The sequence below is a fragment of the Loktanella salsilacus genome (assembly GCF_024206795.1).
Lineage (GTDB): Bacteria > Pseudomonadota > Alphaproteobacteria > Rhodobacterales > Rhodobacteraceae > Loktanella > Loktanella salsilacus.
The window spans coordinates 1,969,369-1,994,352 of record NZ_CP072994.1; the positions used below are offsets into that span (position 1 = coordinate 1,969,369).

Annotated in this window: 21 protein-coding genes and 1 riboswitch; of the genes, 16 read left to right on the forward strand and 5 right to left on the reverse strand. The window is 62.2% G+C overall.

Annotated features, from left to right (window positions below; genetic code table 11):
- Positions 1 to 5 precede the first annotated feature (5 nt).
- The 4 genes from KBW81_RS09685 (at position 6) to KBW81_RS09700 (ending at position 7,461) form a co-directional block, all read left to right on the forward strand.
- A complete protein-coding gene (locus KBW81_RS09685) occupies positions 6 to 2,210 on the forward strand; it encodes an efflux RND transporter periplasmic adaptor subunit (RefSeq protein WP_367305275.1) in 2,205 nt (734 codons plus the stop codon).
- Positions 2,207 to 5,398 carry an efflux RND transporter permease subunit gene (locus tag KBW81_RS09690; protein ID WP_254247016.1) on the forward strand — a complete coding sequence of 1,064 codons (3,192 nt, stop codon included), beginning with the start codon at positions 2,207 to 2,209 and terminating at the stop codon, positions 5,396 to 5,398. The genes KBW81_RS09685 and KBW81_RS09690 overlap by 4 nt, the downstream gene beginning before the upstream one ends.
- Before the next feature lie 41 nt (positions 5,399 to 5,439).
- Positions 5,440 to 5,820: a copper-binding protein gene (locus KBW81_RS09695; protein WP_254247017.1), complete on the forward strand. Its 381-nt coding sequence runs from the start codon at positions 5,440 to 5,442 to the stop codon at positions 5,818 to 5,820.
- 171 nt (positions 5,821 to 5,991) lie between these two features.
- A riboswitch (glycine riboswitch) is annotated at positions 5,992 to 6,079 on the forward strand.
- Positions 6,080 to 6,234: 155 nt separating this feature from the next.
- Positions 6,235 to 7,461 carry a D-amino acid dehydrogenase gene (locus KBW81_RS09700; RefSeq protein WP_090191288.1) on the forward strand — a complete coding sequence of 409 codons (1,227 nt, stop codon included), beginning with the start codon at positions 6,235 to 6,237 and terminating at the stop codon, positions 7,459 to 7,461.
- A gap of 60 nt (positions 7,462 to 7,521) precedes the next feature.
- On the opposite strand, the gene KBW81_RS09705 is transcribed toward KBW81_RS09700, so the two are convergent.
- On the reverse strand, positions 7,522 to 8,208 hold the full coding sequence (locus KBW81_RS09705) for a fumarylacetoacetate hydrolase family protein (protein WP_090191289.1): 687 nt from the start codon (positions 8,206 to 8,208) through the stop codon (positions 7,522 to 7,524).
- A gap of 110 nt (positions 8,209 to 8,318) precedes the next feature.
- Between KBW81_RS09705 and KBW81_RS09710 the strand changes: the two genes are divergently transcribed.
- From KBW81_RS09710 to KBW81_RS09735, 6 genes are all read left to right on the forward strand, one after another.
- Positions 8,319 to 8,957, forward strand: a complete 639-nt coding sequence (locus KBW81_RS09710) for a paraquat-inducible protein A (protein WP_175499408.1) — start codon at positions 8,319 to 8,321, stop codon at positions 8,955 to 8,957.
- Positions 8,924 to 9,559, forward strand: coding sequence for a paraquat-inducible protein A (locus KBW81_RS09715; protein ID WP_090191291.1), 636 nt, complete (start codon positions 8,924 to 8,926; stop codon positions 9,557 to 9,559). Before KBW81_RS09710 ends, KBW81_RS09715 begins: the two co-directional genes overlap by 34 nt.
- Positions 9,556 to 12,000, forward strand: coding sequence for an MlaD family protein (locus tag KBW81_RS09720; RefSeq protein ID WP_254247018.1), 2,445 nt, complete (start codon positions 9,556 to 9,558; stop codon positions 11,998 to 12,000). Before KBW81_RS09715 ends, KBW81_RS09720 begins: the two co-directional genes overlap by 4 nt.
- Position 12,001: 1 nt before the next feature.
- Positions 12,002 to 12,565, forward strand: coding sequence for a PqiC family protein (locus KBW81_RS09725; protein ID WP_090191294.1), 564 nt, complete (start codon positions 12,002 to 12,004; stop codon positions 12,563 to 12,565).
- A gap of 217 nt (positions 12,566 to 12,782) precedes the next feature.
- Complete coding sequence (locus KBW81_RS09730) at positions 12,783 to 13,553, forward strand: SDR family NAD(P)-dependent oxidoreductase (protein WP_254247019.1); 771 nt, start codon at positions 12,783 to 12,785, stop codon at positions 13,551 to 13,553.
- A complete protein-coding gene (locus KBW81_RS09735) occupies positions 13,550 to 14,731 on the forward strand; it encodes an acyl-CoA dehydrogenase family protein (RefSeq protein WP_254247020.1) in 1,182 nt (393 codons plus the stop codon). The genes KBW81_RS09730 and KBW81_RS09735 overlap by 4 nt, the downstream gene beginning before the upstream one ends.
- Positions 14,732 to 14,798: 67 nt before the next feature.
- On the opposite strand, the gene KBW81_RS09740 is transcribed toward KBW81_RS09735, so the two are convergent.
- Together KBW81_RS09740 and KBW81_RS09745 are read right to left on the reverse strand one after the other, a co-directional pair.
- The gene (locus KBW81_RS09740; RefSeq protein ID WP_254247021.1) at positions 14,799 to 15,893 is read right to left on the reverse strand and encodes a Gfo/Idh/MocA family protein; all 1,095 of its coding nucleotides are present in this window, start codon (positions 15,891 to 15,893) and stop codon (positions 14,799 to 14,801) included.
- A 1-nt stretch (position 15,894) separates the two neighbouring features.
- Positions 15,895 to 16,602 carry a GntR family transcriptional regulator gene (locus tag KBW81_RS09745; RefSeq protein WP_254247022.1) on the reverse strand — a complete coding sequence of 236 codons (708 nt, stop codon included), beginning with the start codon at positions 16,600 to 16,602 and terminating at the stop codon, positions 15,895 to 15,897.
- 82 nt (positions 16,603 to 16,684) lie between these two features.
- Here KBW81_RS09745 and KBW81_RS09750 point away from each other — a divergent pair, with 82 nt between their 5' ends.
- From KBW81_RS09750 to KBW81_RS09775, 6 genes are all read left to right on the forward strand, one after another.
- Positions 16,685 to 17,845, forward strand: a complete 1,161-nt coding sequence (locus tag KBW81_RS09750) for an LLM class flavin-dependent oxidoreductase (protein ID WP_254247023.1) — start codon at positions 16,685 to 16,687, stop codon at positions 17,843 to 17,845.
- A complete protein-coding gene (locus KBW81_RS09755) occupies positions 17,842 to 18,738 on the forward strand; it encodes an aldo/keto reductase (protein ID WP_254247024.1) in 897 nt (298 codons plus the stop codon). Before KBW81_RS09750 ends, KBW81_RS09755 begins: the two co-directional genes overlap by 4 nt.
- Complete coding sequence (locus tag KBW81_RS09760; protein ID WP_175499305.1) at positions 18,739 to 19,245, forward strand: flavin reductase family protein; 507 nt, start codon at positions 18,739 to 18,741, stop codon at positions 19,243 to 19,245.
- 132 nt (positions 19,246 to 19,377) lie between these two features.
- Positions 19,378 to 19,968 (forward strand): TRAP transporter small permease, encoded by a 591-nt coding sequence (locus KBW81_RS09765; RefSeq protein WP_254247025.1) that lies wholly within the window; start codon positions 19,378 to 19,380, stop codon positions 19,966 to 19,968.
- Positions 19,968 to 21,446 (forward strand): TRAP transporter large permease, encoded by a 1,479-nt coding sequence (locus KBW81_RS09770; protein WP_254247026.1) that lies wholly within the window; start codon positions 19,968 to 19,970, stop codon positions 21,444 to 21,446. Before KBW81_RS09765 ends, KBW81_RS09770 begins: the two co-directional genes overlap by 1 nt.
- A 38-nt stretch (positions 21,447 to 21,484) precedes the next feature.
- Positions 21,485 to 22,552 (forward strand): TRAP transporter substrate-binding protein, encoded by a 1,068-nt coding sequence (locus KBW81_RS09775; RefSeq protein ID WP_254247027.1) that lies wholly within the window; start codon positions 21,485 to 21,487, stop codon positions 22,550 to 22,552.
- A gap of 204 nt (positions 22,553 to 22,756) precedes the next feature.
- Here the strand turns inward: KBW81_RS09775 and xylB are convergent, their stop codons facing one another.
- Together xylB and KBW81_RS09785 are read right to left on the reverse strand one after the other, a co-directional pair.
- Positions 22,757 to 24,193 carry a xylulokinase gene (gene xylB, locus KBW81_RS09780; protein ID WP_254247028.1) on the reverse strand — a complete coding sequence of 479 codons (1,437 nt, stop codon included), beginning with the start codon at positions 24,191 to 24,193 and terminating at the stop codon, positions 22,757 to 22,759.
- Positions 24,194 to 24,973 (reverse strand): ATP-binding cassette domain-containing protein, encoded by a 780-nt coding sequence (locus KBW81_RS09785; protein ID WP_090189772.1) that lies wholly within the window; start codon positions 24,971 to 24,973, stop codon positions 24,194 to 24,196.
- Between the last annotated feature and the right edge of the window lie 11 nt (positions 24,974 to 24,984).

Genomic DNA, 24,984 nt, shown 5'->3' on the forward strand with positions numbered 1-24,984 from the left:
GGCACATGATGAGCGGACGCTACGCAGCACTTTCCATTCTGGCGCTTGGGGCCGGTTTGGCCGGCGGCATTTCGGCTGAACGGTTTTACTTTAACCGCGATGACACCATGGCGGATACGGGGCCAGAGGTCCTGTATTGGGTCGCGCCCATGGACGCGAACTTTCGCAAGGACGGTCCGGGCAAATCCCCAATGGGGATGGACCTGATCCCAGTCTACGCAGGGGATGCGCCCGCCGCCGATCCATCCACCGTCACGCTTTCCGCGGCCGAGATTAACGCCATCGGCGTGCGTACGGCCGTCGCCACAACGCAGGATATTTCCCAGACAATTCCGACCGTTGGCTATGTCGGCTATGACGAACACCTGACCAGCCATGTGCACACCCGCGTTGAAGGCTGGATCGAGGATCTGAAGGTCCGCGCCGTCGGGGACCGGGTGGCAAAGGGCGACCTGCTGTTCGCTATGTTCTCGCCCGAAATCGGATCGGCCAGCGCCGAACACATCCGCGCCCTGCAAGAGGGCAATACCCGCATCATCGAGATTTCGCGCAACCGCCTGCGCAGCGTCGGCATGTCGGACCGCCAGATCACACAGGTCGAAACCTCGCGCGAGATTGCGCGCAACCTGTCGGTCTATGCCCCGCAAGACGGCGTCGTCATCGGGATCGAAGCGGCGGATGGCATGTATCTGCAACCCAATGTCCGCGCCGTGTCCTTGACCGATCTGGCGACTGTCTGGCTGGTCGTTGATGTGTTCGAGCGGGACATCGCCCGCCTGACCGACGACATGACCGCCGCGATCCGCTTTGAACACATGAACGGCCGCGTCTTTGAAGGCCGTGTCGATTACATCTATCCCGAACTTGACGCCAAGACGCGGACCCTGCCCGTGCGGCTGGTCGTGGATAATGCCGAAGGGCTGCTGAAGCCGAATATGTTCGCAACTGTGGCCCTGTCACCGGGCGCATCGCGGCTGGCGCTGACCGTCCCGACAGAAGCGATTATCCGCACGGGCAGCGCCGAGCGTGTGATCCTAAAGACCGGCGAAGGCACCTTTGCCCCGCGTCTGATCACCACCGGTCTGCGCGATGATTTCGACGAAGGCGGCCGCACCGAAGTCGTGCAGGGCTTGGCTGCGGGGGACGAAGTCGTCGCCTCGGCTCAGTTTCTGATCGACAGCGAAAGCGCGCTGAACGCGGGTCTGATGCGGATGGCCCCGACGGATGCGGCCCCTGCCAAGGGGGCCGGCACGCTGCTGGCTTTTGATCCCGAAACACGAAACGCGACGATCCGTCATGCGGCGCTTGATTCCTTGGGGTGGCCTGCGATGGAATCTAAATTCCCCGTCCGCGCCGATGTTGCGATGGACCGCATGACCATCGGGCAAGACGTGGCGTTCCAGATCACAAAAGGCGCCGAAGGACTGCTGTATCTGTCCGATGTCCGCGGCGACGACGGGATCGCAGCGACCGGGGTTGGCGTGGTCGAAGGCGTCACCGCTGACGGCAAGCTGACCATGAACCACGAGCCGATCCCCGATTTGGGCTGGCCCGCGATGGTGATGGATATGCCTGTGACGGGCGTGGACACCGCCAGTGTCACGGTCGGCACCGCCGTCAACTTTGATCTCGCCAAAGACGGCGATACCTTTGTGATTGTCGGCGTGCGCCCGGTGGAAGACGCGGTGCAAATGGCGGCGCCTGAAACCTCTGCCGTAACGCCGGCCCCCACGACCGCCGCACCAATCACCGTTGCAGGCACAATTGACGCCGTCGATGTGGCTGCCCGCCGTGCCACGATCACCCATGGCAACATTACTGAAATTGGCATGCCGGGCATGACAATGGACTTTGACCTGACGGCCGCCGTCGACCCCGCGGCCCTGCCCGTCGGCGTGGCAACGACCCTGACCTTTGACCGCCCGGACGCCATGACTATGGTGCTGGCTGCGGCAGAAATGCCAAAACCCCCGATGACGGTGACCGGCACCATCAACACCATCGACCCCGAGGCCGGCATGGCCAATATCACCCATGGCCCGATGGTCGATATCGGCATGCCCGGCATGACGATGGACTTTGCCGTGGACCCGGCGCTTGCCGCGGGCGATCTGCCGATTGGGCAGGACGTGACACTGCTGATGACGCGCAATGATGACTTCACGCTGACGCTGGTGGGCGTGGCAGATGATCAGCAGGTCGGCCAATGATCCCCGCCATCATCCGCGCGTCCATCGCGAACCGCTTTCTGGTGCTTGCGGTCAGCGTCATGATCGCCATCGCTGGCGTCTGGGCCGTACGCGAAACGCCTGTTGACGCGATCCCCGACCTGTCGGACGTGCAGGTCATCATCAAGACGCCCTACGCAGGCCAAGCCCCGCAGGTGGTCGAAGATCAGGTTACCTATCCCATCACCACTGCTATGCTTGCTGTGCCAGGGGCGACGGACGTGCGCGGGTTTTCGTTCTTTGGCGACAGCTACGTCTATGTCGTGTTCGAGGATGGCACCGACCTGTACTGGGCGCGGTCGCGGGTGCTGGAATACCTCAGCCAGATCACGTCGAACCTGCCTGACGGGGTGTCGCCCGAACTGGGACCGGACGCGACCGGTGTCGGCTGGATCTATCAATATGCGCTGATCGACCGGACCGGAAATCACGACCTGTCCGAACTGCGCACGCTTCAGGACTGGTTCCTGAAATACGAGCTTCAGACCGTTGATGGCGTGTCAGAGGTCGCCACCATCGGCGGCATGGTCAAACAATATCAGGTCGTGATCGACCCCAACAAACTGCGCGCCTATGACCTGACGCTCGCGCAAGTGCGCGGCGCGATCCAAGGCGCAAACCGCGAAACCGGCGGCAGCGTGATCGAGATGGGCGAGGCGGAATATATGGTCCGCTCTACCGGGTATGTGGACGAGCTGTCCGATCTGGCCAGCGCGCCGCTGATGGTGAACGCGCGCGGTGCCGCAGTGACGCTGGGCGACGTGGCCGACATCCGGCTGGGGCCGGAACTGCGGCGCGGTGTCGGTGAATTTGGCGGGATCGGCGACGCTGTCGGCGGTGTTGTGATTTTGCGCTGGGGCGGCAATGCCCTGTCCACGATCAAGGCGGTCGAGGCGCGGATCGAAGAGCTGCGCCCCAACCTGCCAGAGGGCGTCGAGATCGTCACGACCTACAACCGCGCCGGCGTGATCGAGCGCGCGATTGAGAACCTGTCGGACAAGCTGACCGAGGAATTTATCGTCGTCGTGCTGGTCTGTGCCGCGTTCCTGCTGCACATCCGGTCATCGCTGGTGATCGTGCTATCGCTGCCCTTGGGTATTTTCGTCGCGGTCATCGTGATGAAGCTGCAAGGCGTGAACGCCAACATCATGTCCCTTGGCGGCATCGCCATCGCCATCGGCGCGATGGTGGACGCCGCGATTGTGATGATCGAAGCGATGCACAGGCGGATCGAAAAGGAACCCCTGACGCCGCAAAACCGCTGGCGCATCGTGACGGAGTGCTGCGAAGAAGTCGGCCCTGCCCTGTTCTTTTCCCTCGCCATCATTGCAGTCAGTTTCCTGCCCGTCTTTGTGCTGGAAAGCCAAGAAGGTCGCCTGTTCAAACCGCTGGCGTTCACCAAAACCTATGCCATGGCCGCGGCCTCTATCCTGTCGATCACGCTGGTGCCGGTTCTGATGGGCTACTTCGTGCGGGGGCGCATCCTGCCAGAGCATAAGAACCCGTTGAACCGCTTTGTCATCTGGATCTACCGCCCGTTTCTGGATGCCGCCGTCGCGTGGCCCTATGCCACGACGCTGCTGGCTGTCGTGCTGGTGGGGTCGATGGCGTGGCCCCTGCAACGCATCGGCACGGAATTCATGCCCGAACTGAACGAGGGCGATTTCCTTTACATGCCATCGCTGTATCCCGGCGTGTCCATCGGTAAAGCGCGCGAGGTGCTGCAACAGACTGACCGCCTGATCGCCACAGTGCCAGAGGTGCTGACCGTTCACGGCAAGCTGGGCCGCGCCGACAGCGCCACCGACCCTGCCCCCCTGACGATGATCGAAACCACTGTGCAGCTAAAGCCAGAGGCGGAGTGGCGCGAGGGCATGACCATGGAAGGCATCCGCGCAGAACTTGACCGCGCCGTGCAAATCCCCGGCGTCACCAATGTCTGGATTCAGCCAATCAAGAACCGGATCGACATGCTGGCGACGGGCATCAAAACACCCGTCGGCGTCAAAATCTCGGGCGCTGATCTGAAGGTGATCGAAACCATCGGCATCGCGGTTGAACAGGCCGTCGCCGGGATCGACGGCACCGCCTCGGCCTATGCCGAACGCCCGGTCGGCGGGCGCTTTATCGAGATTAACGTCAACCGCGACGAGGCCGCGCGCTATATGATGAGCGTGCGGGACGTCCAAGACGTCGTGCAGACCGCCATCGGCGGCATGCAGGTGTCCGAGAGCGTCGAAGGGCTGGAACGCTTTCCGATCAACCTGCGGTATCCGCAGGAATGGCGCAACAGCCCCGAACGCCTGCGCGATCTGCCCGTCGTCACACCGTCAGGCGCGCATATCCCGCTGGGTGCCATTGCAGAGATCGCCATCGTCGACGGCCCCGGCATGATCCGGTCCGAAAACGCGCGGCGCACGGGCTTTGTTTTCATCGACATCGCGGGGCGGGATCTGGGCGGCTATGTGAACGAGGCACGCGATCTTGTCGCCCGCACTGTCGATCTGCCCACGGGCTATTCCATCGCGTGGTCCGGGCAATACGAATACATCGAACGGATGCAGGACCGGCTAGCGCTGGTGGCCCCGGCGACGCTGCTGATCATCACCCTGATGCTGTTCATGGCCTTTAGCCGCGTGACAGAGGTGGCGATCATTTTGGCCGCCCTACCCGTGGCCTTGGCGGGCGGGGTCTGGCTGATCTGGTACCTAAGCTTTGATATCTCGGTCGCCGTGCTGGTCGGATTTATCGCGCTGGCCGGGGTCGCGGTGGAAACAGCCATCGTCATGCTGCTTTACCTGAACCTTGCGTGGGAAAAGCGCAAAAAGGTGGCCGTTGCTGAACAGCGCGATCTGACGCTAGTGGACGTCGAACAGGTCGTGTTTGAAGGCGCGCTGCTGCGGGTGCGCCCCAAGGTGATGACCGTCGCCACGATCTTTGCCGGGCTGATCCCGATCATGTATGGCCACGGCACCGGGTCAGAGATCATGCAGCGGATCGCGGCCCCGATGGTTGGCGGCATGGCAACTGCCACGCTGCTGACCCTGCTGGTGATCCCCGCAATTTTCGTGATCTGGAAACGCTTTGCGCTGCCCCGCGTCAACGCTGAACGGCTGGCCGGCGCGCATGACGCCCCTGTCGCCGGACCCCATGCGGTGCCGGGCGAATGATCGCCCAGCCCCATAACCCAAACCCCAAGAAGGAGACGACGATGCACAAGACACTCACACTGGTTTCAGGCCTGATCCTCAGCGCAAGCACAGCCTTTGCCCAAACAAACGACATGACCAGCATGGATCATGGCGCGATGGATCACAGCACCATGGGCCACGGCGAAATGCCGATGGATCAGGCGATGTTAGACAGCGCCATTCATGTAAAGGCGATCGTTCATTCAATGGGCGATGGCACCGTCAACGTCAGCCACGAACCGATCCCCGAAATCGGTTGGCCCGCGATGACCATGGACATGACGCTGATGGAAAATGCCGAAGTCATGGAAGACATGGCCGACGGCCAAGCCGTGACGATGATGCTGATCAAAGGCGAAGACGGCATGTACGGCGTCGCGGCGCTTGTGCCCGACATGTGATTGATCGGTCGAGGCCCGGTGCGCCGGGCCTCGGCCAGCGCCGCTGTTCTACAGGCGCTTATTAACTAAGCACTGACGCCCGGCACGGGGCAAAACTGCCCCGCATCCCCACGACCGCCAACAAATTCTCTTGCCCGGTGCGCGTTTCGCAATTAATCAGCGCGTGTCACATAAGCTTGTGCAGGAGAGACCAGTCCTGACCTGGCGCCGAAGGAGCAACCCCCCGGAAACTCTCAGGCAAACGGACTGCACGAAAGCTGACAATCTGGAAAGCGGTCCGGTCATTCCCGGGCCCACCGAAGGGGAAAGCAGAAGGGTCGCTTCTGCGTAAACTCTCAGGTTCATCGACAGAGGGGGTCGTTGGCGCAGGTATCCTGCGTCGAAACGTGATCTGTTGATAAGGCTATGTGATCTATGAAGAAAATTGCTGTAATCGGAGCCGGCGTGACCGGTGTGACAACCGCCTATGCCCTGCTGAACCGGGGCTACGCGGTCACCGTGTTCGACCAGAACCGCTATGCGGCGATGGATACGTCGTTCGCCAATGGCGGACAGCTGTCCGCGTCCAACGCCGAGGTGTGGAATCAGTGGTCCACCGTCATCAAGGGTCTGAAATACATGACCCAGCGCAGCGCCCCGCTGCTGGTGAACCCCAAGCCAAGCTGGCACAAATATTCGTGGATGGCCGAATTCGTCGCCAATATCCCGCATTACCGCAAAAACACCGTGGAAACCGTGCGCCTTGCGATCACCGCGCGCGAGCATTTGCATGCCACGGCCAAGAAAGAAGGCTTTGCCTTTGACGTCGAAGAGCGCGGGATTCTGCACGTCTATAAGGACAAGAAAGATTACCAGCACGCAGAGCGGGTGAACGCCCTGCTGGCCGAAGGCGGGCTAGAGCGCAACGCCGTTTCCCCGTCCGAGATCAAGACGATTGAACCTGCTGTGCACGGCGATTTTTACGGCGGTTTCTTTACGCCGTCGGACGCCACCGGCGACATTCACATGTATAGCCGCGGGCTGTCGGATGCCTGCCAGAAAAAGGGCGTGACGTTCCACTATAGCTCTGACGTGACCAACATCGCGCCGCAGGATGGCGGGCATTTGGTCAAGTGGAAGGACAACAAAGGCGCGAAGTTCGATGCAGAATTCGACGCTGTCGTGATCTGCGCCGGTGTGACCAGCCGCAAGTTCGGCAAGATGCTGGGCGACCGGGTGAACATCTATCCGGTGAAAGGCTATTCCATCACCGTGAAACTGGACGACGACAAAAGCCGCGAAGCCGCCCCTTGGGTCAGCTTGCTGGACGATAAGGCCAAGGTCGTCACCTCGCGTCTGGGCAATGACCGTCTGCGGATCGCTGGCACGGCAGAGTTCAACGGCTACAACTGGGACATCCGCGATGACCGGGTGCAGCCGCTGGTCCGCTGGGTCGAGGATTACTTTCCCGACGTCGTCACCGAACACGCGATCCCTTGGGCCGGCCTGCGTCCGATGATGCCGAACATGCTGCCCAAGGTCGATGCGGGCAAGCGTCCGGGCGTCTATTACAACACCGGCCACGGCCACCTTGGCTGGACCCTGTCGGCGGCCACGGCCGAGATTATCGGCGATAAGATCAAGGCGGATATGCCTGCCTGATCAAAGGCTTCTAAGGCAAAGCTTGCGGCGGCCCCGTTCCATGGGGCCGCCGTTTTCGTGTTAGACGATGGTTGTTGTGACCGGCTCTAGCCCGTCGACGATGCCCACCAGCTTGTCCCCGCGCACCACGGCGGCAACCCCTGCGGGGGTGCCGGTCATGATCAGATCGCCGGACCGCAGGTGATACAGCGTGGACAGATGCGCGATGATCGCTTTCACGCTGTGAATCATATCGGACAGCGGCGCGGTTTGGCGCAGGTCCCCATTCACATCAAGCCGGATATGGGCGGCGTCCAGCAAGGCGCCCTCTGCCGGGGTGATCGCACCGATGATGGCCGCGTTTTCAAAGTCCTTGCCCGTATCCCACGGCTTGCGCCCGTCCTTGGCCGCCGCTTGCAGGTCGCGGCGGGTCATATCCAGACCGACGGCATAGCCAAAGATCGCGACTTCATCCGCTGGCGGATTGGTCAACCCGACGGATGGGCCGATGGCGACGACAAGCTCGATCTCATGGTGCAGATCGTGGGTAGCTTGAGGATAGGGCATGTCTTGGCCCGATTGCAGCAAGGCATGGGCGGATTTGGTGAAATAGAACGGCGCATCCCGGTCCACCTCATTGCCCATCTCGGCGGCATGGGCGGCATAGTTGCGGCCAACGCAAAAGATGCGGCGCACAGGGAAACGGTCTGCCGCGCCCGCGATGGGCAGGCTGGGCTGATCGGCGGGGGCAAAGATGAAGTCTGACATATGAACCTTTTGTGGGGGGCGTAGCCATTGCCGCTGATTGCGATTATGATGCCCTGACATGTTACCGCAGCAGGTATGCTGCCCCAGATAAAGTCAAGTGCCGCCACCCTATGACCGACACCGCTGCCCTGCCCCCATTGGATGACCTGATCGCTTGCCCGCATTGCGACACGCTGCATCTGGAACAGGATTTGCCCGAAGGGTCAAAGGCCTATTGCCGCCGCTGCGGCATCCTGCTGCTGACGTCAGAGCCGCAGGCGATTGTCCGCCTTGTCAGCCTTGCCAGCGCCGCCGTCGTGCTGATGGTCGCGGCGATCAGCTTTCCATTCCTTGATCTGGATGTGTCGGGGCAACACAACGCGACCTCGGTCATTCATGCGATCACGGTGTTCAGTTCCGGCAAGGGGATCCCGCTGGCGATTGCGGTGGCGCTGTTCATCGTCGTGCTGCCGCTGGTGCGGCTGCTGGCGCTGATCTTTGCCATCGGCCCGCTGGTGAACGGGTCCAAGCCGCATCACAGCGCCCGCGTCGCCTTTGCCCTGACCGAACAGCTGCGCCCTTGGGCCATGGCCGAGATTTTCATGGTCGGCGTCACCGTGGCGCTGGTCAAGATTGCAGGCATGGCCACGGTCACGGTCGGCCCCGCGTTCTGGGCCTTTGTGGCGCTGGTCATCATCACCGTCTTTAACGATCAAATCATGAATAGGTATTCGATTTGGAAAGCACTGGACACGGGCTACAACGCCTGACCACCGCACGCGAGGCGGGGCTGATCGCCTGCACCCGCTGCGGACAAGTCCACGCGGGCGGCGCAGTGCGTTGCAAGCGTTGCCATGGCCCGCTGGAAAGCCGCGATACGCAAAGCATGCAAAAGGTATGGGCTTGGCTGATCGCCGGGATCATCGCCTTTATCCCCGCCAATATCTATCCGATGCTGATCACCAACACGCTGGTCGAACATTCAGAGGCGACAATCCTTGGCGGCGTTGTGCAACTGGTGGGGCACCACAGCTATGGCATTGCGGCCATCGTGTTTGTCGCCTCCATCATGATCCCGATCGGCAAGTTCTTTGCCATTGCCTATTTGGCGATCAGTGTGCACCGGCAGCAGATATTGAAGATGCACCAGCGACACAAACTATATGATGTGGTTGAATTCATCGGCCGCTGGTCGATGATCGACGTCTTCGTCGTTGCTATTTTATCGGCCTTGGTGCAGTTGGGCGGGGTCGCAACGATCAATCCCGGCGTTGCTGCGTTGAGTTTTGCGTTGTCGGTGGTGTTCACCATGCTATCGGCTTTGGCCTTTGATCCCCGGTTGATCTGGGATGCGGACAGGACTGCTGAATGAGCGATGAGACCCCCAACACAAACGCCGCAGCCCTTGATGTGCGCAGCGCAAAACCCAGCATTTGGCGGCGGTTGTCCTTTGTCTGGCTGGTGCCAATCCTTGCATTAATCGTGTCCGTGTCCGTCGCGTGGCAGTCCTTTGCCAACCGCGGCGTCGAGGTCGAGATCAGCTTTGAAAACGCCAGCGGCGTCACCGCAGGCGAGACAAAGATCAAATTCCGCGACGTCGAAGTCGGCACAGTGGAACGGGTCGAATTCGCCTCTGATCTGCAAAACGTGCTGGTCTATGCCCGCGTCGATCAGAACGTCGCGCCCTATCTGGATGCGGACGCCAATTTCTGGGTGGTCCGGCCAGAGGTCGGTCTGCGCGGTGTCAGCGGCCTCGATACCGTGTTGTCGGGTGTTTATATCACCGGCGACTGGAACACCGAAGCCGACGTTGCGCAAACCCATTTCACCGGATTGGAAAGCGCGCCCTTGGCCCCTGCTGGTCAAAAGGGCACGGAAATCGTGCTGCGCACCAATGACGGCAGCGCCCTGTCGGGCGGCGCGCCTGTGCTGCACCAAGGCATCGAAGTCGGCGTTTTGGGCACCCCCGTGCTGCAAGACGACGGCCTGACGGTAGAGGTCAGCGCCTTCGTGAACGCGCCCTACGACAAGATCATCACATCCAACACCCGCTTTTGGGACACCGCTGGCTTCAGCGTCTCGCTCGGCTCTGGCGGCTTGGCGCTGAACGTCGGATCGCTGGCGTCCCTGCTCGAAGGCGGCATCGCTTTTGATACCGTGGTTTCCGGCGGCACGCCGATCCGCGACGGTCAGGTTTATGACCTGTTCACCGACGAAGAAACCGCCCGCAGCAGCCTGTTCAATGACGCAGGCCGCCCCAAGCTGAACGTCGCCGTCATGTTCGACGGCTCGGTCAACGGTTTGGCTGTCGGCTCCGAAGTGCGGTTCCAAGGTTTGCGCGTCGGCCAAGTCGCCGATCTGGGGGCTGTCGTGATCGACACCGCAGGCGAAGCTAAGGTTGAGCTGCGCACCGTGCTGGCGATTGAACCGGGCCGCCTTGGCCTTGGCGAAGACGCGACTCCGGACGACGCGCTGGCCCTGCTGGCAGATTTCGTGAACCAAGGCCTGCGGGCGCGGCTGGTGACGGGCAATATCCTGTCCGGGTCGCTGATTGTCGAACTGGTAGAGGTCGCAGACGCCGCCCCGGCCACGCTGAACGTGGAACAGCAGCCCTTTGCCGTCATTCCGACAACCGTGTCCAACATCACCGATGTCGCCGATCAGGCGCAGGGTGTGCTGAACCGGATCAACAACCTCCCGATTGAGGATTTGATGACCTCTGCCATCGACCTGATGGACAGCGCCAATGCGCTGGTGCGGTCTGACGGTGTGATGCAAACGCCGGAACAGGTCGCTGGCCTGCTGTCGGATGCCCGCACGCTGATTGGCGGCGATGCGATCCAAGCCATCCCAGACCAGATCGCAGCGGTCGTGGAACAGGCGCAGACCATCATGGCGCAGGTCAACGGCGTGATCGAACAGGTCGGCAACGCCGATCTGGTCGGCAGCGTCACCCGCACCGTGGCCAACGTCGAAGACGGCACCAAGAACCTTGGCGAAATCTCTGACCAGGCGCAGGCCCTGCTGACCAAGGTTAACGCCTTGGAAGTCGAGGCGCTGATGGCGCAGGCGACCTCTGCGCTGGACGCGATCGAGGGCGTGGCCAACAATTCCGACATCGCCGAAGTGCCCGTGTTCCTGAACCAGCTACTGGACGAAGCGCGCGCGCTGATCGCCAGCGGCGACGTGCAGGCCCTGCCCGGCGAATTGCGCAATGTCGCCGCCAGCGCCGACCAGATCCTGTCCGACCTGACGGCGGAAAACGTCAGCGGCCAATTGACCAACGCCATCGCGGCCGCGGCCAGCGCGGCTGAAAATCTGGATACCGCATCGCAGCAACTGCCCGCGATCACCGAGCAGCTGAACACGCTGTCCGCCAATGCCGCGCAGATGGACCTCGAAAGCCTCGCGAAATCGGCAGAGACCACGCTGAACAGCATCGACGCGCTAGTCGGCACCCCCAGTGCGCAGGCCCTGCCCGCGTCCCTGTCGTCCGCCTTGGACGAGGTGCAGCTGTTCCTGAACGACATCCGCGCAGGCGGCGCAGTCCAGAACGTCAACGCTGCCTTGCAGTCGGCCAACAATGCGGCCCAAGCGATCGAAGAAGCCGCCCGCAGCCTGCCGGAACTGTCCCGCCAGACCGGCCTGCTGGTGACATCCACTGGCGAAGTGCTGTCGTCCTACGGCGACCGCTCGCGCTTTAATGCTGAAACGCTGTCCACCCTACGCGACATCCAAGAGGCCGCAGATGCGGTGTCCTCGCTCGCGCGGGCAATCCAGCGCAATCCTAACTCTTTGATCACGGGGCGATAACATGCTGAAAACCACCCTCACCCTTGCCGCCCTGCTGACCGCGACCGCCTGCGGCAGCACCGTCACCCGGCTGAACATGCCCGCGGTGGAGCCCACCGCCAGCCTGCGCGCCAGTGTCGGATCGGTCATGATCCGCACGGTGTCACTGCCGACCTATGCCGCAGCCGAGGAAATCGCGCTGGAAACCGCGCCGGGCGTCATCACCTCTGACGGTGATCTGCTGTCCGCCGACGATCCGTCCCGCAGCGTGACGCTGGCCCTGACACAAGGCGTCGGCGATATCCTGAACGCCAACGTCGGCCCCGATCCTTGGCCCTTTGCCGGGCTGCCGGATGTGGCTGTCGATGTGCGCGTGTCCGATATGCTGGGCAGCGCCGTCACCGGTACCTTCCGCCTTGCGGGCCAATACTACATTGGCGGCGACGGGATCGATTTTGCCAATAGCAGCCACAACTTCGCCTATTCCGTGCCCATGGCCACCCCGGACATCCCCGGTGCCATCGCCGCCCAAGGCAGTGCTGTCGCACAACTGGCCGAAGACATCGCGCGCAAGCTAGGCCGCTAACCACGTCATTCCGGCAGCGCGTCCCGCACAGCGGCGCGCCGCCCCGCTCCCCCTTCTTCTGGTCAAAAATACCTCGGGGGAGGCGCGCAGCGCCGGGGGCTGGCCCCCGTCACCCTGCCCGCACAACAATCCGCCCGATCCCCCTCTGGACCTTTCCTTGGCCACAGTGCCACACTCCGCCAAAGCGCAGCGCGACGCGTACAAGGGAGGGAACACCATGAACATATCACAGCAAGCCGCCATCGTGGCCGGCGGGGCCTCTGGCCTGGGGGCCGCGACAGCACGCGCCATGGCGGCCGCAGGCGCAAAGGTCGCGATCTTTGATCGCAACGCCGAAGCAGGCCAAGCGATCGCGCAGCAGATCGGCGGCACCTTTTGCCAAACCGATGTCACCGATCCCGCCAGTGTCGCGCAGGCGATCATTAATGCGGCAGCAGCCCATGGCCCTGCCCGCATCGTGGTGAATTGCGCCGGAATCGCCCCGCCCGCCAAGGTTGTGAACCGCAACGGGGACGCTTTGCCGCTCGCCGACTTTATGGCCACCGTGAACGTGAACCTTGCGGGCAGCTTTAACGTCATGGCGCAGGCCGCGGCGGCAATGCAGCGGCTGGACCCGCTGGGCCCCCAGAACGAAGAACGCGGCGTGATCATCAACACTGCCTCGGTCGCGGCCTATGACGGGCAGATCGGGCAAGCGGCCTATGCGGCCTCCAAAGGCGGCATTGCGGCGATGACCTTGCCCGTGGCGCGGGAAATGGCGCGCTTTGGCATCCGCGTGATGACCATCGCGCCGGGGCTGTTCCTGACGCCCTTGATGGAAAGCCTGCCCGCCGACGCACAGGAAAGCCTTGGCCGCCAAGTGCCCTTTCCGCCCCGCCTTGGTGATCCGGCGGATTATGCCAAGCTGGTGCTGTCCATCGTCGACAACATCATGCTGAACGGTGAAGTCATCCGCCTTGACGGCGCCATCCGCATGGCCCCGAAATGAGCGCGCTGTTGGAACGCCGCGGCATCAGCGACCGCGCGCTGGACCTTGCCGACAAAGTCGAAGCCTTCGTGCGCGACGTCGTCGCCCCGTTCGAGCAAGACCCGCGCCAAGGCGCGCATGGCCCGTCAGAGGAACTGGTCGCCGATCTGCGCGACCGCGCCCGCGCTGCCGGGCTGATGACGCCGCATATCCCCGGCGGCACTGGGCATTTGACCCAGCGCGAAACGGCGGCCGTGCTGATCCGCTCTGGCCTGTCGCCGCTAGGCCCTGTTGCGCTGAACACCGCCGCGCCGGATGAAGGCAATATGTTTCTGCTGGGCAAAGTCGCCAGCGACGACCTAAAGGAACGCTTCCTCAAACCCCTCGTCTCAGGCGATGCGCGTTCCGCCTTTTTCATGACCGAACCGGACGGCGGCGCGGGGTCTGATCCGTCGATGATGCAGACGACCTGCAAGCCCGATGGCAATCACTGGGTCATCAACGGGCGCAAAACCTATATCACCGGGGCCGTGGGGGCGAAGGTCGGCATCGTCATGGCGAAATCCGATGACGGGGCCTGCATGTTCCTGGTGGACCTGCCGCACCCGGCGATCAAGACAGTGCGCATCCTTGATACCATCGACAACTCCATGCCTGGCGGCCATGCCGAGATCGAGATCGACAACCTGCGCCTGCCAGCCGATCAGATGCTGGGCGCCGCTGGCGAAGGCTTTCGCTATGCCCAAGTCCGCCTTGCCCCGGCGCGGCTGTCGCATTGTATGCGCTGGCTGGGGGCCTGCGTGCGGGCGCAGGAAATCGCGACCGACTACGCCAACCGCCGGCACGCCTTTGGTAAACCGCTGATCGAACACGAAGGCGTCGGCTTTATGCTCGCGCAGAACCGCATCGATTTGAAACAGGCAGAGCTGATGACGCTGTGGTGCGCCGATGTGCTGGACAGCGGTGCTTACGGCACGACGGAGTCGTCAATGACCAAGGTCGCGGTGTCAGAGGCGCTGATGCGCGTCGCCGACAACTGCGTGCAGGTCATGGGCGGCCAAGGCGTGACTGCAGACACCATCGTGGAAAAAGTATTCCGCGAAATCCGCGCGTTCCGGATTTATGACGGGCCGACCGAAGTGCACAAATGGTCGCTGGCGGGTAAAATCGCCCGCGATTGGAAAAAGACGCAGGGCTAAGCGACAGGGGGGAGGATGTTTCGGATGAGACATCCTCCCCACGTTAGGACTATTCGTGCGAAAAGTCTTAGATCAGCGTGACCGCTTGACCGGTCAGCGCGGATTGCTGGGCTGCCATGCCCATACGCACGGCCATCGCGCCGTCTTTGACTGTGACCTCCACGCCCGCCTCTGCCCGCACGGCAGCGGCAAAACGCTGGTGCTGATAGAAGGTCGCGCCGTTATGATCGCCGGCCTCTAGCAAAAGCGGATCAACGGGGATTTCCACCGTATACGGCCCCTTGGGATCGCGGGGGCTGACCGTCAGCGTTGGGATCGGGGCCGCGCCCAAGGCGGGCGGCCAGAACCGGCCGGGACCGGGCACCTGCACTTCGATCTTGCCTTGCGGGCCAAGGGCGCAGATTTCCTCTTGGAAACGGGCGCCTTCGGCGAACATGCACAGTTCCAGCATGGCGCGGGTGCCATTGGCAAAGTCGACGATGACAAAGGCGTTGTCCCAGATATCAGGCGTTTGCCCGTCATAGGATTCGTCCAGATGGTTCGCCGCCTGCCCGCCGCTGGCCATGATGCGCACCGGCTCTGACTGCACGATCAGCCGCATCAGGTCGAAGAAGTGGCAGCACTTTTCCACCAGCGTGCCGCCGGTACGGGCGTTAAAGCGGTTCCAGTCGCCGATCTTGGGCAGGAACGGAAAGCGGTGTTCGCGGATGGTCAGCATCTTGATGCCGCCTGTCGCAGCCTCGGCCTGCGCCACAAAGGCAGAAACCGGGGGCATGTAGCGGTATTCCATCGCGACCCAAACCGGGTGCGGGTAATCACGGAACAGCTCTTCGACCTCTGCCGCCTCGGCAGGGTCCACGAACAGCGGCTTTTCGCACAGGATCGGCAGTGGGCGCTGCGCCACGATCTGGCGCAGTTGCGGCAGGTGGCAGTCGTTGGGGCTGACGATGACCAGCGCGTCCAAATCCGCCTGCCCCAACAGATCGTCAAGGCTGGCCGCGACGCGTGCGCCGCCCGCAAGGCGCGCTGCGGCCTGCGCCAGATCATCCACCGGATCGTAAACGACCGCGACGGCGGCATCCGGCAGCAAGGCAATGTTGCGCACATGCTCTTGCGCCATCATCCCGCAGCCAATCAGCCCGTAGTTCATTACTTTCGACATTTTATCCTCGTCCCATGCGCGATACGTACCGCGCCCTTTCATGATCGAACCATGTGCGTGAAAACTCTGCCCGTGCGCCGTCCGCAGCCCGGCTGACGCGCGAGATATGGGCCGACATCGTGCCCGGTTTCACCGCAAAATCCGGCGGGGCCCAATCTGGCACAGCGCGCAAACCAATGCGGTCTTCGACAGAAGTGATCACCAGCCCAAGCCGGTCGCGATAATGGCGATACAGCGAATCCGACAGATCATCCGCCGACAGCCGCGCCGCGCGGGCGGCGTCCAGCCAAATCTCCTCGACCGCGATCGGCACATCGTCAATCCGGCGCAAACGGCGGATACGCCAGCCTTGCGCGGCGGCACCAAAAGCGGATGCATCCTGCGGTTTTGGGCAAAGCGTCACGTCCAGCACGGTGGCCGTTGGCAAGCCGCCGCCATTGGGGCGTTCAAGGCGAAAGAAGCTATAGACCGACTGCACATCAGGGCGCTGGCGGATGTAATTCCCCGAACCTTGGACGCGAACCAGCAATCCTTGTTCTGTCAGCAATGCCAGGGCCTTGCGCAGTGTTCCTACGGATAAATCCAGATCCTGCGCCATCGTGCGTTCATTTGGCAGCCGGGTGCCATCGGCCAAGTGGCCCGCTGCGATTTCACGGATCAGACGTTCGCTGACCTGCACGTATTTGGGCAAAGGGGGCTTGGGCGGCACAGTAATATTCCAAATTGATACACTATTGTTACACTCCAAATCCCATGCTATGCAAGCCCCAACACCAGCGGGAGGAGCCGCCATGACCGATACTGTTGTCCCCGTCACCAGCCGCGATTTAGACGCAGCAGAGGTGTCCTGGTTCTCTGCGCTATGCTCTGATGACTACCAATTCCTGGGCGTACCAGACGGCGATCTGCGTTCCAGCTGGGAGCATTGCCGCGACATTGGCCTAGAGGCAGAGCGTCAGGGATTTCGCAACCTGCTGGCCCCGTCGTCCTATCAGGTCGGCCAAGACACGCTGTCCTATGTCGCCGCCATGGCCCCGCTGACAGACCGCATCAACTTTCTTGCCGCCATCCGGTGCGGGGAAATGCAGCCGATCATGCTGGCCCGCACCGTCGCCACGCTGGACCACATGCTAAAGGGCCGTTTGACCCTGAACGTGATCAGCAGCGATTTCCCGGGCGAAAAGGCCGACAGCGCATTTCGCTATCGCCGCAGCCACGAAGTGGTCGAGATTTTGCGTCAGGCTTGGACGCGGGACAAGATTAACTTCAGCGGCGAAGTCTATGATTTCAAAGACGTTCCTACTGAACCTGCGACGCCCTATCAGACGGGTGGCCCGCTGCTGTATTTCGGCGGCTATTCCCCCGATGCGCTGGAACTGTGCGGCGCACAATGCGACGTCTATCTGATGTGGCCGGAAACCAAGGACGTTCTGGCGCAGCGCATGAAAGACGTTCATGCCCGCGCCGAAGCCCACGGCCGCACGCTGGATTACGGTCTGCGCGTCCACATGATCGTGCGCGACACAGAGGCCGAGGCGAGGGAATACGCCGAATATATCGCCAGCAAGCTGGACGACGAATACGGCAAACTGATCCGCGACCGCGCCCATGACAGCATCAGCCTTGGCGTCGCCCATCAGGCACGCGCCCGCGAATTGGCCGACCAATTTGGCTATACCGAACCGGGCCTGTGGACCGGCATTGGCCGCGCGCGGTCCGGTTGCGGCGCAGCGCTTGTCGGGTCCACGGATCAGATTATGTCCAAGATCGAAGATTACCAAAAGATGGGCATCCGCGCCTTCATCTTCTCTGGTTATCCGCATATCGAAGAGGCGCAGCACTTCGGCAGCCGCGTCATGCCGCACTTGAAAACTTGTTCACTGCCCGAAGCTTATGGCCGGGTGCCAACGACCACACCGCAGACGCCGCTTGGCGCAGGACCCCGGATATGAACCGCATCAAGATCACCGATTCCGTTGAATTCAGCCGCATCGTCTATGGCATGTGGCGCCTTGGCGATGACGATGACACCAGCCCCGCGCATGTGCAGGCCAAGATCGAAGCCTGCCTTGACCAAGGCATCACCACGATGGATCAGGCCGACATCTATGGCGGGTACATGGCCGAGGAAATCATGGGCGCGGCGCTCAAAGCGGCCCCCGCCCTGAAGGACAAGATCGAGGTCGTGACCAAGTGCGACATCGTGATCGACGCTGGCCGCCACGCTGGCGCGACGGTCAAGCATTACGACACCAGCCGCGCCTATATTAACGCGTCGGTTGATGCGTCGCTGTCGCTGATGGGCATCGATAAAATCGACATGCTGCTGATCCACCGCCCCGATCCGCTGATGGACCACCTGGAAACCGGCCGCGCGCTGGACGATCTGGTCGCATCCGGCAAGGTGCGCGCCGTCGGCGTGTCGAACTTTCGCCCGTGGGACTGGTCCTTGCTGCAATCCGGCATGGACACCCCGCTGTCGACCAACCAGATCGAACTGTCGCTCGCCAACATCGCGCCCTTCGTGAACGGCGATGTCGCGCACCTGCAGCAGCACGCCAAGCCGATCATGGCATGGTCGCCCCTTGGCGGCGGCCGGCTGATGGACAGCGCTGGCGGGCCAAATCTGCACGCCTTGATGACCCAAATGGCAGAAGAGTTCGGCACCGACACAGCGGCCATTGCGGTGGCTTGGTTGCTGGCGCATCCTGCGAATATTCTGCCCGTCATGGGCACCAATACGCTGAGCCGTATCGCCACACTGGCGGACGCCATGAAAGTTAAAATGAGCCGTCAGGCGTGGTATCAGCTCTATACCGCCGCCCTCGGACACGAGGTTGCATAAATGGACGCAGGTACAATCAGCACGTTCGATCCCGCCAGCGACGCGGACAGCTTTCGCGGCGCTTTGGGCACATTTGTCACCGGCGTGACGGTGATCACGACCGACAGCCCAGACGGTCCGGTCGCCATCGTCGCCAACAGCTTTGCCAGCGTGTCGCTTGACCCGCCCATGGTGCTGTGGTCGCCGGCAAAATCCAGCAAACGGTTCGAGCATTTCGCCGGCGCGCGCCGCTTTGCCGTGCATGTCCTATCCGCCGATCAGCGCGATATCTGCACGGCGATTATCGGGTCGAAGACCGCGATCTCTAAGGTACCGATGCACCTGTCCCACTGCGGTATGCCGATCATCGAAGGCGCTTTGGCGACCTTTGAATGCAACCTAGAAGCCACCCATGACGCAGGCGATCACGTCATCGTCGTCGGCCGAGTCACCAAGGCCCACCACGGCGGCGGTGACCCGCTTGTGTTCCACGCGGGCAAATACGGTGCCTTCACGCAGACAGACTAACGATATCCGCCTTCTCCTGGTTAAAAATATCTCGGGGGGAGGCGCGCAGCGACGGGGGGCTGGCCCCCCTACCTGATTTTTCGCCGAAAAATCGGCCACGCCCGCACTGGGCACAACAGGGGAGGAGCCGGCATGCCGGTCCTGTTTGGGGTCCTTTGGCCCTTGCAACGTCTGAACACCGGATTGCTGGCCGTCGGCCGGACAATCGCTGTTGCGCTGCTTGCAGCGATGGTCTGCTTCATTCTGGGGCAGGTGTTTTTCCGCTATGTCCTGAACGACGCCCCGCGCTGGACCGAAGAGGCCGCGCGCTTTGGCATGCTGTGGATGACCGGGCTGATGGCCCCCGTCGCCTACCGTCAGGGCGGCTTTGTCGCGATTGACATGGTCGAACGCGCCCTACCCCGCATTGCCGCTGGTATCCTGACCCTTGTGCTGCTGTCCCTATCGCTTTGGGTGCTGTGCGTCATGTGGGACCGCGGCCTGAATAACCACGTCTTTAGCCTGTCCGGGCGCGGCACCATGCCGTCCCTGCGTGTGCCACTGGACCTATTCGGCGGCGAAAGCATCAAGTTCAAGAACCAATGGATGTTCGCCTCGCTCTTCGTGGGCGTCACCCTGCTGATCCTTGTGAACATCGAACTGATGCTGCGCCAGATCATTACCCTGCTGGGCGGGGCCGATCGGCTGACACCGCTGGCCGATAAGACTGTGATGGCTGAATAATGCTGCTTTTATTCCTTCCCCTTTTCCTGATCCTAATCCTTTTCGGCCTGCCCATCGTCTTTGCGCTGATGGTGTCCCCCATCGCGATGATCATGATCGAAGGCGACGCCCGCAATGTCGTCGCGGGCCTATACCGCAATCTTTACAACGGCATGGACAGCTTCCCGCTGATGGCGCTGCCCTTCTTTATGCTGGCCGGCGAAATCATGAACCGGGGCGGCATCACGATGCGCCTGGTGGAATTCTCCCAAGCCTTCATCGGGCATTTGCGCGGCGGTCTGGCCCATGTGAATATCCTGTCCAGCTTTCTGTTCGCGGGCATGTCCGGCTCTGCCGTGGCCGACGTCTCGGCTCTCGGCTCTACCCTGATCCCCGCGATGGAGCAGAACGGCTATACCCGCCGCTTTGCCGCTGCGATCACCGCTGCCAGTTCCGTCATTGGCCCGATCATCCCGCCGTCCGGCATCATGATCATCTACGCCTATGTCATGGGCGAGTCTGTCGCTGCCTTGTTCCTTGCGGGCATCGTGCCGGGCATCCTGATCGGCCTTGGCCTGATGGCAACGGTCTGGTTCATGGCCGACTGCTATGACCTTCCCAAGGCAGAACGCATCGTCCACCCCGGCCAGACCATCAGCCGCGTCGAATACTGGGTCAGCTTTGCCCTGCTGCGCCTGAACTTTGCCTATATCATGTATGCGGTTGCCGGCCTTATCCCCGGCGCAGGTGCGGTCCCCGGCCTGCTGCTGTTCGGGATCATGCTGATCCCCGCCCACCTGATCCTGCTGGGCTACCGCAAACGCGTCAGCCACGATTTCCGCCTGATCTGCAAAAAGGCCGTGGCCCCGATGCAGACCCCCATCATCATCCTTGGCGGTATCCTGATCGGCGTCTTCACCCCGACAGAGGCCTCTGCCGTCGCCGTGGCCTATGCGCTGGTGGTCAGCTTTGTGGTGCTGCGGTCCATGACTCTTGCGGACCTGTGGGCCGTGTTGGGCAAATCCGCCCTTGGCACCGCCGCCGTGCTGCTGCTGGTGGGCGCGGCTGTCGCGTTCAAGACCGTGGTATCCCTGTCCTACGCGCCAGAGATCCTTGCCGATTTCATGCTGTCCCTGTCCAGCAACCCGCTGATCCTGCTGTTCCTAATCAACATCCTGCTGTTCGTCGTCGGCATGTTCCTTGATGCAGGTCCCGCGATCATCATCCTCGGCCCGATCCTTGGCCCGATCTTCGTTTCGCTCGGCGTCGACCCGATCCACTTTGCGATGATCATGTCGGTCAACCTGACTGTTGGCCTTGCAACACCGCCCATGGGACTGGTGCTTTTCGTCACCTCGACGGTGTCGGGCGAACGGGTCGAAACCATCGCAAAAGCCATCCTGCCTTTCCTCGCGGTCGAGATCGCGGTGATCTTTCTGATCACCTATATCCCCGCGATATCTATGACGATTCCGCGCTTGACTGGCTTCGCCAACTGACGCGACACTGCACGAAAATCACCAAGGGAGAGAGACCAATGAAACACCTGATCACCGGCGCACTGACCGCCGCCCTGCTGACCAGCACAGCCGCAACAGCCTGGGCGCAAGACGCGACCTATACCCTACGCGCGACCGCCAACAGCAACGAAAATGACGAAGACTACGACGGTCTGGTCGTGTTCAAGAACTACGTCGAAGCCGCGTCAAACGGCGCGATCGAAGTCGAAATGTTCATCGGCACCCAGCTCTGCGCCACCGGCGAGGAATGCCTTGAAGGCGTCGCCGAAGGCTCCATCGACATCTACATCGCGACATCCGGCGGCACGGCCTCGCTGTTCCCCTTCGTGCAGGTCCTCGATCTGCCCTACCTGATGGCTGACGACCGCGTGGCCGAATCCGTGCTCGACAACGGCTCGCCCTTCATCGCCACGATGCGCGACATGGTCCGCGAAAGCTCTGGCGACGCGATCCGCCTGATGACCATCGGCAACACCGGCGGCTGGCGCAACGTGGCCAACGTCAACAAAACCATTCACACGCCAGAAGACCTGGCTGGCCTGAAAATCCGCACCGTCCCGGCTGAACTGCCGCAGGTTCTGGCGACCGCATGGGGCGCTGCACCAACCGCTATTCCATGGCCCGAACTGTTCACATCGCTGCAAACCGGCGTCGTCGAAGGCACTGCAAACGGTATCACCGACATCATGTCGATGAAATTCCCAGACGCAGGCCTGAAGTATCTGACGCTGGACCAGCACGCCTACATGGGCGCACTGTGGTTCATGAACAACGCCAAGTTCATGGATATGCCAGAAGACATGCGCAAGATCGTCGCTGACGGCTTCTATCAGCTGCAGCAGGCGACCTTCGCCTCGCCCAAGCGTAAATCCATCGACGCCTATGCCGCCTTCACGGCCGCTGGCGGCGAAGTCTACGTTCCCACGCCTGAGGAAAAGCAAGCGTTCCAAGACGCCGCCGCCCCGGTGCAGGACTGGTTCCGCGAAAACGTTGATGGCGGCCCCGAAGCCCTCGACGCGCTGCTGGCCTCCGTTGACGCCGTCAACGCCCGCCTTGCCAGCGAATACGAAACCGAACTGAACTAAACCCAAAGGGCCGCCCGCCACACCGCGGGCGGCCCTCACCTCTTAAGGCGCAGCCCCCCGCGCCGCCGCGCCACCCCTCCAAAAAATCCGCACGAAAAAAGACCGCCCACTCCCGTGGCCGGTCCGTCATTCTTCTGGTCAAAAATACCTCGGGGGAGGCCGCAGGCCGGGGGCAGCGCCCCCCAACCCGCTTTCCGCTAAACGCTAGGCCAACCCGCGCAGCGCCGCATAGCCCGCGCCATACCGCGCATGGGCCGCATTAAAGTCATCCCGCAGCGCCGCGATAGGCTCCACCGTGCGTGCGATGGGCGGCGTGCCGCAGGCCTCGACACCTGCACCAGTTGCCGCCATCAGCCCCAAACGCGCCGCGCCAAAGGCACCGCCGAAATCGCCCGCCACGGGCAAATCGACCGGCAGCCCCAGCGATGTGGCGATGGCTTGCACCCAGTAATCCGACTTGGTGCCGCCGCCGACGCCAATCAGGCGGTCGATGCGGGTACCGGTGCCGGTCAGCGCGTCAAAGCTATCGCGGAAGGCATGCGTGACGCCTTCCAATACCGCGCGGGTCATGGCGGTGCGGTCTGTCGCGTGGTCCAGATGCAGGAATTGCCCGCGGATTTTGGCATCATTATGCGGCGTGCGTTCACCGCCTAGGTACGGCAGGAACAGGGTGCGCGACGGGGCTTGCAGCGTGCCCAAGGATCCGGTCAACGTCGCCGCGTCTTCGTCCGCGACACCGGCCCACCAGTTCAGCGCATCAGCAGCGGCAAGGATGACGCCCATCTGGTGCCATGTGTCCGGCAGCGCGTGGCAAAAGGTATGCACCGCGCTGGCCGCATCAGGCTGATAGTTCGACGACGCCGCAAACAGCACGCCAGAGGTGCCGAGCGAGACAAACGCCTGCCCCGGCTTTACGATCCCGACGCCCACGGCGCTGGCCGCATTGTCACCGCCGCCACCTGCAACAACGACATCGCCAAGGCCCCAACGGCCCCCCAGTGCCGCGCGGACTTTGCCCGACACGGCAGAGCCTTCGACAAGGCGCGGCATGTGATCGCGGGTCAGACCAGTGGCCGACAGCAGCTCGTCCGACCAATCCCGCGTGCCGACGTCCAGCCAGCTGGTGCCTGCGGCGTCGGACATCTCTGCCACATGTTCACCCGTCAACCACAGACGCAGGTAATCCTTTGGCAACAGGACCTTGGCGACCTTTTTGAATGTATCAGGTTCGTTGTTTCGGACCCATGCCAGCTTTGGCGCGGTAAAGCCTGGGAACACGATATTGCCGGTGAGGCGGCGAAAATAGGGGTTCGCGTCCAGCTCTGCTGCCTCGGCCGCGGACCGTGTGTCGTTCCACAAGATGCATGGCCGCAGGACCGCGTCGTCTGCGCCCAGAAGGGTCGCGCCGTGCATATGGCCCGACAGGCCGATGCCGCGCACGGCGGACATATCGACCTGGGTCGCAAGGCTATCCAAGACCGCCTCTGCCGCTGTAATCCAATCGGCGGGCCGCTGCTCTGACCAGCCGTCATGGGGGCGTTGCACGGTCAGGGGCGCAGTGGCTTCCGCCAAAACGACTTGGGCATCGTCAATGACGATGCCCTTGAGCCCGGATGTCCCGAGATCTAGTCCGATATACATTTAAGCTGCCTTTGCGCCGGGTTTCTTGCCAAGGATGATCATGCCAAGGATGTCGTCGTCTGTCACGTCCTCGACCTTTTCAGTCCCGACCAACTGGCCGTTTTTCATGACGGACACGCGGTCGCACAGCTCCATCACGTCAGCGATATCGTGGGAAATCAAGAAGATGCCCAGACCTTGACGCTTGAGCTCCTGCACCAGTTCCGCGACCATCTGGGTTTCCTGCGGACCAAGGGCCGCTGTGGGTTCGTCCATGATCAGGATCTTGGCGTCGAAATACACCGCGCGGGCGATGGCGACGGACTGGCGCTGACCGCCGGATAAGGCGCTGACCGGCTCGCTGAACTTGCGGAAGTTCGGGTTCAGGCGATGCATGATCTTGCGGCATTCCGCTTCCATCTGCGCGTCGTCGACCATGCCGAATTTGGTCGTCAGCTCGCGGCCCAGAAACAGGTTGGACGCCGCATCAAGGTTATCAGCCAGCGCGAGGGTCTGGTAGATCGTCTCGATGTTATAGGTCCGCGCATCGCGGGGGTTGTCGATGGTGGCTTTCTCGCCGTTGACATAGATCTCTCCGCTGTCGGCGGCATAGGCACCGGACAGGATCTTGATCAGCGTCGACTTGCCAGCGCCGTTGTGGCCCAAAAGGCCAACAACTTCACCGGGGTACAAATCGATGCTGACGTCATCCACGGCCTGAATGCCGCCGAAGGAAATCGACATATTGCGCATTTCGACAAGCGGGGTGCCGGTGCGGTCGATAGGGGTATTTGCACTCATGTTATCAGGCC